The organism is Nocardioides aequoreus (assembly GCF_000720335.1).
Classification (GTDB): Bacteria; Actinomycetota; Actinomycetes; order Propionibacteriales; family Nocardioidaceae; genus Marmoricola; species Marmoricola aequoreus.
Genome location: NZ_JOJN01000008.1, coordinates 99,389 through 114,317, shown reverse-complemented (window position 1 = coordinate 114,317; position 14,929 = coordinate 99,389). Strand labels below are relative to the sequence as shown.

At 73.9% G+C, this 14,929-nt stretch carries 10 protein-coding genes; 5 read left to right on the top strand and 5 right to left on the bottom strand.

Annotation, left to right across the window (positions count from 1 at the left end; genetic code table 11):
* Positions 1-69: 69 nt before the first annotated feature.
* Genes IG63_RS0115635 through IG63_RS0115625 form a run of 3 tightly spaced genes read right to left on the bottom strand, consistent with a single transcriptional unit; the run spans position 70 to position 2,405 of the window.
* Complete coding sequence (locus tag IG63_RS0115635) at positions 70-813, bottom strand: TIGR03936 family radical SAM-associated protein (RefSeq protein ID WP_084597241.1); 744 nt, start codon at positions 811-813, stop codon at positions 70-72.
* Between the two features lie 60 nt (positions 814-873).
* The gene (locus IG63_RS0115630; RefSeq protein WP_030485288.1) at positions 874-2,037 is read right to left on the bottom strand and encodes a winged helix DNA-binding domain-containing protein; all 1,164 of its coding nucleotides are present in this window, start codon (positions 2,035-2,037) and stop codon (positions 874-876) included.
* Positions 2,038-2,081: 44 nt separating this feature from the next.
* Positions 2,082-2,405, bottom strand: coding sequence for an SseB family protein (locus IG63_RS0115625; RefSeq protein ID WP_030485287.1), 324 nt, complete (start codon positions 2,403-2,405; stop codon positions 2,082-2,084).
* 122 nt (positions 2,406-2,527) lie between these two features.
* Here IG63_RS0115625 and IG63_RS0115620 point away from each other — a divergent pair, with 122 nt between their 5' ends.
* The 4 genes from IG63_RS0115620 (at position 2,528) to IG63_RS21690 (ending at position 9,528) form a co-directional block, all read left to right on the top strand.
* Positions 2,528-3,739: an MFS transporter gene (locus IG63_RS0115620; protein ID WP_030485286.1), complete on the top strand. Its 1,212-nt coding sequence runs from the start codon at positions 2,528-2,530 to the stop codon at positions 3,737-3,739.
* Positions 3,736-4,983, top strand: a complete 1,248-nt coding sequence (locus tag IG63_RS0115615; RefSeq protein WP_030485285.1) for an alpha/beta fold hydrolase — start codon at positions 3,736-3,738, stop codon at positions 4,981-4,983. The genes IG63_RS0115620 and IG63_RS0115615 overlap by 4 nt, the downstream gene beginning before the upstream one ends.
* A 127-nt stretch (positions 4,984-5,110) precedes the next feature.
* Positions 5,111-7,207, top strand: coding sequence for a glycosyltransferase family 2 protein (locus IG63_RS21695; RefSeq protein ID WP_030485284.1), 2,097 nt, complete (start codon positions 5,111-5,113; stop codon positions 7,205-7,207).
* Positions 7,204-9,528 (top strand): putative bifunctional diguanylate cyclase/phosphodiesterase, encoded by a 2,325-nt coding sequence (locus IG63_RS21690; protein WP_030485283.1) that lies wholly within the window; start codon positions 7,204-7,206, stop codon positions 9,526-9,528. The genes IG63_RS21695 and IG63_RS21690 overlap by 4 nt, the downstream gene beginning before the upstream one ends.
* Here the strand turns inward: IG63_RS21690 and IG63_RS0115600 are convergent.
* Together IG63_RS0115600 and IG63_RS0115595 are read right to left on the bottom strand one after the other, a co-directional pair.
* On the bottom strand, positions 9,509-10,666 hold the full coding sequence (locus IG63_RS0115600) for an EAL domain-containing protein (RefSeq protein ID WP_084597239.1): 1,158 nt from the start codon (positions 10,664-10,666) through the stop codon (positions 9,509-9,511). The two genes, IG63_RS21690 and IG63_RS0115600, sit on opposite strands and share 20 nt — an antisense overlap.
* 185 nt (positions 10,667-10,851) lie before the next feature.
* On the bottom strand, positions 10,852-12,789 hold the full coding sequence (locus IG63_RS0115595) for a TIGR03960 family B12-binding radical SAM protein (RefSeq protein WP_030485281.1): 1,938 nt from the start codon (positions 12,787-12,789) through the stop codon (positions 10,852-10,854).
* Between the two features lie 92 nt (positions 12,790-12,881).
* On the opposite strand from IG63_RS0115595, the gene IG63_RS0115590 reads away from it, so the two are divergent.
* Entirely contained in the window at positions 12,882-14,903 is a 2,022-nt protein-coding gene (locus IG63_RS0115590) for a sensor histidine kinase (protein WP_030485280.1), read from the top strand.
* The last annotated feature ends 26 nt before the right edge of the window (positions 14,904-14,929 follow it).

The following is a 14,929-nucleotide window of genomic DNA, read 5'->3' as shown; positions in this document are numbered from 1 at the left end:
GCGTCGCCGAGCGCCTGTCGCGCACCAACCGCGGTCGCAGGGCTGCTCAGACCGGCGGAGCTGTCACCTTCACCGGTCGGCCGCGTCGCGGTCGGGTGCCAACGGGTCGCCCACCGTGCCGTCCGCGTCGTCCCAGGGCCCCTGCACCACTCGTTGCTGGAGGGCAGCGGTGGCGACGAGTCCGGAGGTCTCACGCAGCGCGGCGAGAACGTCGTCGGGTCTCACGGACGGCGAGCCGTGCCGCAGGACCACCTGGAGTATCGCACACCCCGGCCGGGTGGGGTCCGCCTCGACCACCGCGGCACGCAGGACGGCGGCCCTGGCGTCGAAGCTGCGCAGCCCCTTCTTCGTCATCCGCTCGACCAGCACCTCGGGCGCGTCGAGCAGTGCTGCGACCGCCTCCCGCGCCCGCTCCTCCTCGACGCCGTCGAGCGCCAGCCGCCACACCGAGGCCTCCAGACGGTCGGCGAGCGACCCCCCGGCGCTCTCCACCACCTCGAGGACGTCGAGCCCGTCGGGCAGCGACGACGCGAGCGCCGCGCTGACCTCGGCGGGGTCGAGCCGGTCGGCGAGCCCGATCTCGAGGTACTCCGCCTCGCTCGCCGAGCCGGTCGGTGCCGCGCCGGCGTAGGAGATGCGCGGATGCGGGTTGAAGCCCGAGGAGTAGGCCATCGGCACCCGGGAGCGCACCAGCGCGCGCTCGAAGGCGCGGCTGAAGTCGCGGTGGCTGGTGAAGCGCAGCCGGCCGCGCTTGGCGTAGCGGATCCTCAGCCGCTGCACGGGCGGTGGTTGCTGCGGGGGCTGCTGGCGCACCCGCCGACCCTAGAGGCTGCCCACCGGGGTCGCCGACGTGGCCGTACGCCGGCGACGGGATCAGGGCAGCCGGGCGCCGCGCTGCATCGAGGAGGCGTAGACCGAGTTGACCCGGTCGCCGTCGAGCCACGTGGTGAGTCGCTCCGCCGCCACCTCGAGCGCCCGGAGCGCCTCCGCGCCGGGATCGTGCCGGAGCAGCACCTCGACCCGCCCATCGTCGTCCTGCACCCAGCACCCGACCACGCGGCCGTCCCACCAGGCGGTGGTGCCGCCGTTGCCGTTGGTGTCGAAGAGGTAGGGGACGTCAGCGGGGTCGAGGTAGAAGTCGCGCTCCTTCCAGCCCATCAGGGTGGGGTCGAGCGTCGGCAGCAGCGAGGCCACCGGCCGGGCCTCCCCCACCGGCTCCAGGTCGTCGGGCAGCAGGTAGGCGGTCGCCCCCGAGTCGAGCTGCACGGCGACCGCTTCGAGGTCGGCCAGCGCGCGGCGTACGGCGCCCTTGGTGGCGCCCAGCCACCACACCAGGTCGGTCTCGGTGCCCGGACCGAAGCGGGCCAGCCAACGTCCGACGAGCTCGCGGTAGCCCGCCGCCTCCTCCTCGGGTGCGGGGACCTCGTCGAGCCACTGCTCCGGGAGGCACCAGCGGTGGCGCGCCTGCCGCCAGCCCAGCTCGTTGGCGCCCCGCAGCAGCCGGGCCTCGGCCCCCAGGACGGTCAGCACGCGGCCGGCGATCGGCGAGCTCGCCCCCTGCCAGCCCTCGAAGCGGTGCTCCAGGTCGGGCACCCGTCGGCGCAGCTCGACGGTGGTGGCGGGGCCGTCGTCGCGCAGCGAGGCCAGCACCTGCGCGTCGACCCGCCGCAGCCAGGCGTCGGCGTCGGCGGCGATGCCGAGCTGCACCACCTCCTTGGCCAAGCGGGTGCGCTGCTGCACCGCGACCCGTCGCGAGGCGCTGCCCCAGACCGCCGGCAGCAGCCCCCGCGGGAAGGCGAAGAGGGTGCGGCGCATCGCGAGCTGCTTGACGACCGAGCGCTCGGCGTAGAGCGCGTGCTGGACCGCAGCCGGATCGACGTCGGTGCGGGCCTGGACGGCGAGGAAGACGCTGGCGGGCTCGGTCGCGTGCAGGCACACCACGGCCTCGACCGCCTGCTCGACGCTCGCCGCGGGCGCCGCCAGCGCGTGCCGCGTCACCAGCCGCGCGCGGCGCTCCTGGTCGCTGACCCGTCTCACGGGTGCTGTCTACCGCACGGCGCCGACAGCCCGGGCCGCACCGGTCAGTCGGGAGGGGGCGCGACGACCGAGAGCCGCTGCTCCGGCACCGCCGTCGGGCGCGGGTCGGCGGGCGGCCGGGGGTCGAGGTGGCAGCGGGCCACGCCCTCGGCCTTGATGAGCGCCGCCACCTGCGCCCTGCTCATTCGCCGCCAGGGCGTCGAGGTGCCGTGGAAGTGGCGCAGCAGGTCGGGGCTGGTGAAGCAGAAGAGCTCCGCGCTGCCGTCGAGGTCGCGCGCCAGGGCGGGACGCGCGTCGGGCGCACTCGCGTCGTCGGAGGTCGGCACGTAGACGACCGCGGGCAGCGTCGTGCTGAGCGGGATCGACACGTCACCTCCATGCCGCCAACTGGACATTGCGGGCAGAGTACTCGTCTCGGGCGCGCTCGGACAGTACCCGTCCCGCGTGCCCCGGCACCGGTCGTCCGCCACCCGTGGGACATCATGCGCGGGTGCCTGCGCCGTCCCCCGACCCTCGTCGCTGGCTGGTCGTGGTGGCGATCGTGGCGCTCGGCCTCAACCTGCGGCCGGCGGCCGTGAGCCTGGGGCCGGTGCTCGACGACGTCCGCGCCGACCTCGCCATGTCCGGCGCGGAGGCCGGGCTCCTGACCACGCTGCCGGTGCTCGCCTTCGCCGGCTTCGGCGCGCTCGCCCCGCGCCTCGCCCGCCTGGTGGGCCCGCACCGGCTCACGCTGCTGGCCCTGCTGTGCGTGGTGGTCGGGCTCGGCGCTCGGGTGACGGTCTCCGGCGTGCCGGCCTTCCTGCTGCTCTCGCTCCTCGCGCTCGCGGGCATGGCCACGGCCAACGTGGTGCTGCCCGCCCTCGTCAAGCGGCACTTCCCCGACCGCGTCGGCCTGATGACCTCGGTGTACACCACGTCCCTCGCCGTGGGGCTCACGCTCGCGCTCACCGTCACCGTGCCGGTGGGCGAGGCGCTCGACGGGTGGCGCGACGGCCTGCTCACCTGGGCGCTCGTCGCGGCCGTGGCCGTGCTCCCCTGGGCCGGCCTGCTCGCGCGCGACCGGCGTGACCCGACCGCCACCTCGCAGCGGGCCATCGGCGTGCTCGAGGCCGGGCGCACCTCGCTGGGCCTGCGCATGGGGGTCTTCTTCGGGCTGCAGTCGCTCCAGGCGTACGCCGTCTACGGCTGGTTCGGCGTGGTCTTCCGCGACGCCGGCTTCTCGCCGACCACCGCCGGCCTCCTGCTGGGCGTGATCGGCGGCCTCAGCATCCCGCTCTCGCTGCTCATCCCCTGGCTCGCGGCGCGGATGGACGACCAACGACCGGTCATGTGGGCCCTGATGTCGTGCTACCCGCTCGGCTACGGCGGGCTGATCCTCGCCCCGGCCGCGGGCGCCTGGCTGTGGGCCGCCCTCGTCGGCACCGGCCTGTGCGCCTTCCCGCTCGCGCTGGTGCTGATCGGGCTGCGGGCGCGCACCCCCGACGGCACCGCGGCGCTCTCCGGCTGGACCCAGTCCTTCGGCTACCTCTTCGCCGCGATCGGCCCCTTCGGGATGGGCGTGCTGCACGACGCCACCGGCAGCTGGACGGTGCCGCTGCTGGCCCTGCTCGTGCTCGCGGTGCCGCAGCTGCTGGTGGGGCTCTCGCTGGCGCGCCCCGACCATCTCGAGGACCACCTCGAGCGGCGTACGGTGACGCGGTGACCGACGCCGCCGCGACCCGGGAGCACGACGGGCTGCGCCTCGTCGAGCACCGCCTCGACGTGCCCGTCGACCACGAGCACCCCGACGGCGGGCGGCTCGAGGTCTTCGCCCGCGAGGTCACCGCCGTCGGTGGCGAGCAGCGCCCCTGGCTGCTCTTCCTCCAGGGCGGCCCGGGGCACGAGTCGCCCCGCCCCACCACCTCTCCCACCGCACCCGGGTGGCTCGACCGCGCCCTGCGCGACTACCGGGTGCTGCTGCTCGACCAGCGCGGCACCGGCCTCTCCACCCCCTACCCCTCGTCGTACGCCGCCGCGCGCGACGCCGACCCGCAGGGCGAGGCGGCGTACCTGCGCCACTTCCGAGCCGACGCGATCGTGCGCGACGCCGAGCTGCTGCGCGAGCACCTCGGCGTGCGGCGGTGGAGCCTGCTGGGTCAGTCCTTCGGCGGCTTCTGCGCGCTGCACTACCGCTCCACCTTCCCCGACAGCCTCGCCGAGACCTTCTTCACCGGCGGTCTGCCTCCCGTCGGCCTGCCGCCCGAGGAGATCTACGCCGCGACCTTCCGGCAGGTCGCCGTCCTCGAGGCACGCCACCACGTGCGCTGGCCGGAGGACGCCGCGCGACTGGCGCAGGCACTCGAGGCGTGCGCGGCCGGGGAGGTGCGGCGTCCCGACGGCACCGCCCTGACCCCGCGCCTGCTCCGCACGGTCGGCAACCAGCTCGGCCTGCACGGGGGGAGCGAGGCGCTGCACCACCTGCTCGAGCGCGACCCCCGCTCGGCGGCCTTCGCCGCCGACGCGCTCGCGCTGCTCCCCTTCGGAGCCCGCAACCCGCTCTACGCCGTGGTGCAGGAGTCCTGCTACGCCGACGGCGGCGCGACGCGGTGGGCCGCGGCGCGGGCGCAGCCCGAGGGTCACGAGGGGCTCACCGGTGAGCACGTCTTCCCCTGGCACTTCGACGACGAGCCCGGGCTGGCGCCGTACGCCGAGACGGCGCGGCTGCTGGCCGAGGAGCCGTGGCCGCGGCTCTACGACGCCGACCGGCTGGCCGACGTCGACCTCCCCGGCGCCGCGGCCGTCTACGCCGACGACCCCTTCGTGCTGCGCGAGCACAGCGAGGCGACGCTGCAGGTGCTCCCCGGGGTGCGCGCCTGGACCACGGCGGCGTACCTGCACAACGGGCTGCGGCACGCGGGGCCGGAGGTGCTCGACCGGCTGCTGGCCCTGGCGCGCGACGACGCCTAGATCGGCTGTGCGTCGCGCCCGGTCTAGTTTTCGGGGTCGGGAGTCTCGCATTTTCGTCCGTATTGGATGCATATCGCCCTAGGCTGAGCCCCACGATCGTTCCCCCCACGGTCGAGAGAGGCCTGTCATGACCGTCTGGCGCCACCGCCGACCCCGCTCCGAGGAGACCTCCGCGACCCCCGAGGTGCGCGCCACCTCGGCGAGCGTCACGGTGGACGCGACCCTGGCGGGCTGGGCCTACCTGCTGCGCCCGCCCCGGGCCGAGGCACGCAGCACGCGCACCGCGGCCCACATCGGCGGTCTGCTCGCGCTGACCTCGCTGGTCGTCTACATCGGCTGGCGCGTGCTCTTCACGCTCCCGGCCGGCGGCTACGACCTCGTGGCCGCCTGGCTGCTGGTGGGCTTCGAGGCGGTCGCCATGAGCGGCCTGCTGATCCGCATCGTGACGCTGTGGAACATCGACGCCCGCGCGCCCCGCCGGGTGACCGAGGTCGAGGACGGCCTGCGCGCCGTGGTGATGATCCCGACCTACAACGAGCCGATCGAGGTCATCGCGCCCACGATCGCCGCGGCCACCGAGCTGCAGCCCGCGCACGAGACCTGGGTGCTCGACGACGGCGACCGCGACTGGGTGCGCGCCATGTGCGAGGAGTACGGCGCCCGCTACGTCAGCCGTCCCACCCACGAGCACGCCAAGGCCGGCAACATGAACCACGCCCTGGCCCTGCTGCAGGCCGAGGCCGCCGAGGGTGCCGACCCGCTCGACGTCATCGCCGTGCTCGACTGCGACCACGTGCCGCTGCCGACCTTCCTGACCGACACGCTCGGCTGGTTCGACGACCCCGAGCTGGCCCTGGTGCAGGGCCCGCAGACCTACTACAACTCCGGGGCCTTCGACGACGACGGCGTCACCGGCGAGCAGGGCATCTTCTTCCACGTGCTCCTGGCCGGTCGCAACCACGACGGGGCGGGCCCCTTCTGGTGCGGCTCCACCTCGCTGATCCGGACCTCGGCGCTCGCGGAGATCGGTGGCATCTCCACCGCCACCATCGTCGAGGACATGCACACCACCCTCGGCCTGATCCGGGCCGGGTGGAAGACCGTCTACCACCACCAGACCCTCGCGCTCGGCCTGGCGCCCGCCACCGCCGAGCAGTACCTGCTGCAGCGGCGCCGCTGGGGCATGGGGTCGATGCAGGTGCTGGTGACGGAGAGGCTGTGGAGCGCCAAGAGGTGGCTCTCCTGGCGCAACTTCTACGAGTACCTCGGCGGCACGGTCTGGTGGCTCGAGGGCCTCGCGACGATCGGGCTCTTCATGGTGCCCGCGGTGGTGCTGCTCAGCGGCGCCGAGACCTCCACCGCTCCCCCGCTGGTCTTCGCGGTCGTCTTCGCCTCCATGCTCGCGGTGCGGATGTGGGGCACCAAGAAGCTCTTCCGCGGCCACCTGCACTGGCCCTCGGCCTTCGCGCTGCGGATGTTCCGCATCCCCGTCGGGCTGTCGTGCGCCTGGTGGCTGCTGACGCGCCGCACGCTGACCTTCGAGGTCACCCCGAAGTCCGGCGAGGACGAGCGCACCCGGGGCCGGGCGCCCCTGGTGCTGCTGGTGCTCATCGCCGTGGTGAGCGGCACCCTGCTGTACGCCGCGCTCGGCGCCTTCGGCCTCGTGCCGTGGCGCACCACGCCGTCGGCGACGGTGGCGTCGGCCGCGTGGCTCGTCCTCGCCGACGTGGTGCTGATCCTCGGCACCCGACGCATCAGCCACCCCGACTTCGCCTCCAGCCGCCGCAACGCCCACCGGGTGGCCGTCACCGCCGACGTCGAGATGGCCGGCGTCCGCGGCCAGCTCGTCGACATCTCCGTGGGCGGCGCCGCCGTGCGCTTCCCGGCAGGCAACGCACCCGCCACCGGCCAGGTCGAGCTGCGCCTTCCCGGCGCCGAGCCGGTGCCGATGGCGGTCGTGCGCGTGCGCGAGGTCGACGGCTACGACGTGGTCTCGTGCCGGCTGCTGGCCGACGACTGGGCGTCGTACCGGGTGATGTCGCGCTGGCTCTTCCACACGCCTCCGGGCGCCGTCTCCGGCATCCCCGACGGCGTCCCCGCGGTGGCGGCGACGAAGTGGCGCAAGTCCCCGGGCGCCACCAGCTCCTTCGGCGACCCCGAGTTCGACACGCTGGTCTCCCTGCCGCACACGAGCACGTCGTTCCGAGGCTCCGAGGGCGCATGAGCCCGGACACCAAGCCCTGGGTGGTCCCGATCCGCGACGCCCGCACCCGGGCGCGGCACGCCAAGGCCTGGTGGATCCACCTGCTGCTGGTGGGAACCCTCGTGGCGCTGCAGGCGTCGCTGCCGGCCGAGACCACCGCGCGCAACCTGGTCTACGCCCTGGTCACCCTCTCGGGCGTGCTCGGCACGATCGTCGGGATCCGGCTGCACCGTCCACGCCACGCGCGGTCCTGGTGGTACGTCGCCGCGGGGCTCGGCTGCTGGTTCGTCGGCACCACCTGCGCGCGGCTCGGGTCGGAGGGCGTCGCCTTCTGGGGCTTCTGGCTGCTGATCCTCGGCTACCCGGTGATCGCGGTCGGGCTCTTCGAGATGGCGCGGGCGCGTGCCCCGCGACATGACCGGGCGGGCATCATCGACGCCTGGACCGTGGCGCTCGGCCTGGGCCTGATCGTCTTCGTCTTCCTGGCGCAGCCGTCCTTCGAGTCGGTCCCGGGCCTGCTGGCCTCGCTGCAGGCCAGCGCCTTCCCGCTCGGCAGCATCCTGCTGCTGGCCGGCTTCGTGCGCGTGGCCGTCACCCCGGGCACGCTGACCCTCTCCGCGCGGCTGCTCTTCGCGGCCCTCGGGCTCAAGCTGGTGGCCGACCTGCTGCGGACCACCGGCCTGGTCTACGGCGGGGGGCAGCCCGCGTGGCTCGACACGGTCTGGCTGGTGGCGTGGGCCTGCTGGGGCGCCGCGGCGCTGCACCCCTCGATGATCCGCACCACCGAGCCCGGCGCCTCCTCCGACACCAGGCTCAACCGACCACGCCTCCTCCTGCTCGGACTGGCGGCGGCACTGCCGCCGGCCATGCTCGTCGTCCAGCACCTGCTCGGCCAGGAGATCGCCGTCTGGCCGATCGCGATCGGCTCGCTGCTCATCGTCGCGCTGGTCCTCACCCGCGTCGGCATCGCGCTCCACCGCATCGCCGAGGTCAGCCAGCAGGCCAACGAGCTGCAGGACCAGCTGGCCTTCGAGGCGACCCACGACGCGCTCACGCTGCTGCCCAACCGGGCCCACGGGTTGAAGCTGCTCGAGGACGCCCTCACCCGCGCCCGACGCACGCGCGGCACCACGACGGTGATGTTCCTCGACCTCGACGGCTTCAAGCTGGTCAACGACAGCCTGGGGCACCGCGCCGGTGACCAGCTGCTCCGCCGCATCGGTGAGCGGCTGCAGCGGGCGGTGCGCGGCAGCGACCAGGCGATCCGCCTGGGCGGCGACGAGTTCGTCGTGGTCATGGAGACCTTGACCGACGCCGAGACGGCGCTCCAGGTCGCCGGCCGCCTGATCGCCACGGTCTCCCAACCGGTGCACCTGGGCCCGCAGGGCACGGCGCACGTCGGTGCCAGCATCGGCATCGCCCAGTCGACCGCCGGTGGCACCACCGCCGCCACGCTGCTCAACGAGGCCGACCTGGCGGCGTACCGGGCCAAGCGCGCCGGCAAGGGCCGCGCCGAGGTCTTCGACTCCGACATGCGCGAGGGTCTCAGCTCCCAGGAGCGGCTGGCCGCCGAGCTGCGCGGGGCGCTGGACCGCGACGAGCTGGTGCTGCACTACCAGCCGGTCATCGACTCGGTGACCGGCGAGGTGCGCGGCTACGAGTCGCTGGTGCGGTGGCAGCACCCGACCCGCGGGCTGATGGCGCCCGGCGACTTCCTCCCCCTCGCGGAGACCTCCGAGCTCATCGCCGACATCGACCAGTGGGTGCTGCGGAGCGCGACCGCGCAGCTGCAGCGGTGGGTGGAGGAGCGCGGCTTCGACCGCCTGGTCGTGGCGGTCAACATCTCGCCCGTGACCGCGGCCCGGACGCGGCTGGTCGACGACGTCGCCGAGGCCCTCGAGCTCTCCGGGCTGCGCCCCGACCGGCTGGTCCTCGAGCTGCCCGAGCGGGTGCTGGAGGACACCGGCCGCACGGTGGTCAACCTGCACCGGGTGCGCGCCCTCGGCGTCTCGGTCAGCATCGCCGACTTCGGCTCCGGGCTGGGCGCCCTGGCGCGCCTCGCCGCGCTGCCGGTCAACGTGGTCAAGATCGGCCGCTCGGCGCTCGAGGTCGACACCCCGCTCGGCAGCCGGTTGCTGCAGCTGATGATCCAGGGAGCCCACGCCGTCGGGCTCAGCGCCGTCGCCGAGGGGGTGGAGCGCGACGAGCAGCTGGCGGCGCTGCGCTCCCTCGACTGCGAGATGGTGCAGGGCTACCACATCGCCCGGCCCATGACGGCCGACGACGTCCCGGGCTTCCACTACACCCAGAACGAGGACCGCTTCAGCGGGCTGCTGCGCTGAAGCCCACGGTCCCCGACGCCAGCACGGCGTCGATCTCCTCCGGCGGCACCGCGGGCGACCACAGGAAGCCCTGGGCGACGTCGCAGCCGAGCGCCAGTGCCCGGGTGGCGTGCTCGGGGGTGGAGACCCCCTCGATCACGGTGTCGAGCCCGAGCTCCTCGGCGATGCGCAGCACCGCGCGCACCACGCTGTCGCCGCGCCCGCCGAGCGCCTCGGTGAAGAAGCGGTCGACCTTGATGCCGTCGACCGGCATCTCCACGAGCTGGCGCAGCTCGGACCACCCGGTGCCGAAGTCGTCGAACCAGATCTTGAAGCCGTGCTCGCGGGCGGCCATCAGCTGACCGGCGCTCCGCACCACGTCGGCGGGGCGCGCCGACTCGGTGAGCTCGAGGTCGACCTGCTCCGGCGGGACGCCGGCGCTCTGCACCACGTCGAGGATCGTCTCGACCCAGTCGGGCTCGTCGAGGTGGCGCCCGGAGAGGTTGACCGAGATCCGCAGCTCGGGGCGGGTCCGCTGCCACCGCGCGAGGTGCTCCACGGCGTCGCGGATGACCGCCATGTCGAGCCGGTCGACGAGGCCGGACTGCTCGGCCAGCGGGACGAAGTCGCCCGGCCGGGCGACCTCCTCCTCCCCCACCCGCCAGCGCGCCAGCGCCTCGAAGCCCACCAGCGAGCCGTCGGCGACGTGCACGAGCGGCTGGAACCACGCCTGGATGTGCCCCTGGTCGATCGCGTCGAGCAGGCTGCTGACGGCCGCCGACTGCGGCGGCGGCACCAGCACCCGCATCAGGTCCATCTGGTCCTGCAGCACGGCCGCGAAGGCCCGCAGGGTGTCGACGTCGTCGTCGGTGGCACGGTCGGCGGGCGGCCCGCCCACGCACAGCGCCCCCGCCAGGGCACCGGTGTCGTCGTGGAGCGGCACGGCCAGCAGGTCACGCCGTACGACGGCACCGTCGCGCACCGACCCGGCCGCCTCGAGCAGCTCGGCCTGCAGCTCGGCACCCCGGGAGATGGGCAGCATCTCCTCGCCCACGAGCACGCAGGCGAGCCCGTCGCGGTAGCCCATGCTGCGCGTCGCCAGCGCCACCACCCGCCCTGCGCCACCGTGCAACGAGCGCGCGCGATCAGGCTGGGGCATGGACCTGAGCCTACGCGCCGACTCCCCTCCGCCGACCCTCCCCCGCGCCGTCCGGCACCGCTCCCCCTCCGTCGCAGACGCGCGGGCACAAGTCCCGCTCGCTGTCCGGGTTCGTCCGGCTTCGTGGGGATGTCGTCAGGACTTGTGCCCGCGCGTCTGCGAGATGTCCCGGCCCGTACGACGCCTCAGACCACGCTCAGCGGCAGCAGCTGCTGGCCGGTGGGACCGATCTGGATGTCGGTGCCCATCTCGGGGCAGACGCCGCAGTCGTAGCAGGGGGTCCAGCGGCAGTCCTCGATGTCGACGGAGTCGGGGTCGAGGGCGTCCTCCCAGTCCTGCCAGAGCCAGTCCTTGTCGAGACCGGAGTCGAGGTGGTCCCACGGGAGCACCTCGTCGTAGCCGCGCTCGCGGGTGGTGTACCACCCCAGGTCGACGCCGTACGCCGCCAGCTCGCGCTCGGCGGCACCGGCCCAGCGCTCGTAGGAGAAGTGCTCGCTCCAGCCGTCGAAGCGGGCGCCCTCGCGCCACACGGCCTCGATGACCCGGCCGACGCGCCGGTCGCCGCGCGAGAGCAGTCCCTCGATGATGCCGGGCTTGCCGTCGTGGTAGCGGAAGCCGATCGCACGGCCGTAGCGGCGGTCGGACCGGACCTCCTCGCGGAGCTTGCGCAGCCGCTCGTCGGTGGTCTCGACGTCGAGCTGCGGGGCCCACTGGAAGGGCGTGTGCGGCTTGGGCACGAAGCCGCCGATGGAGACGGTGCAGCGGATGTCGTTGTGGCCCGCGACCTCGCGCCCCTTGGCGATGACCTTCTTGGCGAGGTCGGCGATGGCGAGCACGTCGTCGTCGGTCTCGGTGGGCAGCCCGCACATGAAGTAGAGCTTCACCTGCCGCCAGCCGTGGGAGTACGCCGCCGCGACGGTGCGGATCAGGTCCTCCTCGGTGACCATCTTGTTGATCACCTTGCGCATCCGCTCCGACCCGCCCTCGGGGGCGAAGGTGAGCCCGGAGCGACGGCCGTTGCGGGAGAACTCGTTGGCCAGCGTGATGTTGAAGGCGTCGACGCGGGTCGAGGGCAGCGAGAGCGAGACGTTGGTGCCCTCGTAGCGGTCGGCCAGCCCGCTGGCGACCTCGCCGATCTCGGAGTGGTCGGCGCTGGAGAGCGAGAGCAGGCCGACCTCCTCGAAGCCGCTCTGCCTGATGCCGTTGTCGACCATCTCGCCGATGGTGGTGATCGAGCGCTCCCGGACGGGGCGGGTGATCATGCCGGCCTGGCAGAAGCGGCAGCCGCGGGTGCAGCCGCGGAAGATCTCGACGCTGAAGCGCTCGTGCACCGTCTCGGCGAGCGGCACCAGCGGCTTGCGCGGGTAGGGCCAGGAGTCGAGGTCCATCAGCGTGTGCTTGTGCACCCGGTCGGGGACGCCCGGGCGGTTGGGGCGCGTGCCCAGCAGCGTGCCGTCGGCGGCGTACGCCGCGTCGTAGAAGCGGGGGACGTAGACGCCGCCGCTCGCCGCCAGGCGGAGCAGCAGCCCGTCGCGGCCGCCGGGGCGACCCTCGCGCTTCCACTCGCGGGTCACCTCGCTGATGCCGAGCACGACCTCCTCGCCGTCGCCCAGGACCACGGCGTCGACGAAGTCGGCGATCGGCTCGGGGTTGAAGGCGGCGTGCCCGCCCGCGACCACGACCGGGTCGTCGTCACCGCGGTCAGCGGTGTGGAGCGGGATGCCGGCGAGGTCGAGGGCCGTGAGCATGTTGGTGTAGCCCAGCTCGGTCGCGAAGGAGAGACCGAACAGGTCGAAGTCGCGCACCGAGCGGTGGCCGTCGACGGTGAACTGCGGGATGCCCTCGGCACGCATCACCGCCTCCATGTCGGGCCAGACCGCGTAGGTGCGCTCCGCGAGCACGCCCTCGCACTCGTTGAGCACCTCGTAGAGGATCTGGACGCCCTGGTTGGGCAGACCGACCTCGTAGGCGTCGGGATACATCAGCGTCCACCGGACCTCGGTCGCCGCCCACTCCTTCGTCACGGAGTTGAGCTCGCCGCCGACGTACTGGATGGGCTTGCTGACGTGGGGCAAGTGGGGCTCGAGCCGGGTGAAGAGTGACTCACCAGGTGAGACGGGCATGCATGAACCTTCCACCATGGGGGGAGGGTCCACCCTACGTGTCTGCCCGGACACGTCACAAAACAACCAGTCCCGTGGGGGGTCCGCGACCGGTGGAGGCAGTCACCGCCTGGCGTCCGTCGCGACGCCTCTCCGTCCATGCCCTGTGGGCGCTGTGGACGACCTGCCTCCTGGCGACCCCGCTCACCCACGTCGTCCAGCAGGCGGCGCTGCCCGACGTCGTGATCCTGCGGCTCTCCAGCGTGGTCGCCTTCGTCTGGCTGGTGCTGGTCTGGGTCTGGGCGACGGGCCGCCCCGGCCGGCTGCTGCGGGTCGCTGCCACGGCGCTGTTGTGGGCGGCCCTGTCGGTCCCCACCCTGCTGCTCGTCGGGCTCTCCCTGGAGCAGACGGCCCGCGAGTGCGCGGCCACCCTGGTGCAGGTCGTCGTCGCGCTGGCCTGCTACCGCTGGCGCATCGGCGACGACAACCTGGCGCCCCACCGCCCCGGCGACGTCGCCGCGCTCTTCGTGTCCACCCTCCTCGGCACCGTCGCCGCCACGCCCCTGCTGCCCGGCGGGACCGCCGTGCTGACGGGCCAGGCACAGAGCCTGTCGGTGGCCTCGTGGCTGCTGACCGGCGCCTCCCACACCTTCATCGGCGCCGCCTGCCTGCTCCTGCTCGTGCAGCGGCGGCCCCGGGCCGAGGCCGTGCCCACGCGCCTGCCCGACGTCTACCTGCTGCTCCTGGCCACCGGGGCGGCCGTCGCCCTGGAGGTCAGCTTCCCGGCTCTCTCCCTGTCGTGGCTGGTGCTGCTGCCCGCCGTGTGGGCCGGCCTGCTGATGGGCCCGTGGGCCACGGCCGCCTACAGCCTCGTCACCGCCGTGACGGTGCTGGCGGCGACGTCGGCACAGGTGGCCCTCGGCATGCGCCCGCTCGACCTCGACCTGCTCCTCGACAACTGCCTGATGGCGGCCTTCGTGCTCGTCGCCCTGCTGCTCTCCCAGGTGCGCGACCAGCGTGCCCACCTCAGCCACGAGGTGGTCCGGCGCCGGCAGGAGGCGGTCGACCAGGCCGGCCTGCTCGAGACGCTGCTCGACTCGATCGACGAGGCGCTGGTGCTGGTCGACCCCAGCGGCCGGGTGCAGCTGCACAACCCCGCCGCCGCCAGGCTGCTCGGCGACGAGCGGCTGCTCAGCGAGCCGCGCAAGTGGCTGCGCGGCCCCGGCGAGCTGCCGATCCGCTTCAGCTACACCTTCCACCGCGGGCCCGGCGACGACGCCACCCGGATCCTCGCCGTGCAGCTGGCCGCCGTGCAGTACGCCGGAGCCGACGGCGTCGTGGCCGTCGCCCGCGACGTCACCCACGAGCACCGACGGATCGAGGAGCTCGCCAGCTTCGCCGCCGTCGCGGCCCACGACCTGAAGAGCCCGCTCGCCGCGGTGCAGGGGTGGCTCGAGGTCGCTGAGGAGGTCGTCGGCACCGACCACGTGCGCACCCGGCACGCCGTGCGCCGCGGTCGCAGCGCGGCCCGCCGCATGGTCGCCGAGATCGACGACTGGCTGGCCTACACGGTGGCGCGCGAGGGCGAGCTGCACCCGGAGCGGGTCGCGCTGGAGCCCGTGCTCCACGAGATCGCTGCCAGCCACCAGGACGCCGACTTCCGCTTCGAGGTCGAGCACGTGGTGCTGGCCGACCGCGTGCTGCTGCGCCACCTGCTCTCCAACCTTGTCGGCAACGCCGTGAAGTACACCCGCGCGGGCGAGCGAGCCTCCGTGCACGTCTCGAGCAGCCTCGACGACAGCGGCTGGGTGCGGCTGCTCGTCGTCGACGCCGGCATCGGCATCCCCGCCGGGGAGGAGCTGGCCGTCTTCGAGCCCTTCCGGCGGGCCTCGACCGTCGATTCCTACCAGGGGTCCGGCCTCGGGCTCGCCCTGTGCAAGCGCATCGTGCGGCGCCACGGCGGCAGCATCTCGGCGCGGCGCAACGACTCCGGACCGGGCACCGAGATCGCCGTGACGCTGCCCGCCGACCGGACCCAAGCGGTCGTCGCCGAGGCAGCCGCGGCCGAGCCGGCCGAGGAGTCGGAGCAGGTGCGGCAGCTCGAGGAGCTCGAGCGGGAGAACCCGGGCGCCTGAGCCGACGGGCGCCGGCTCGCGCCTCC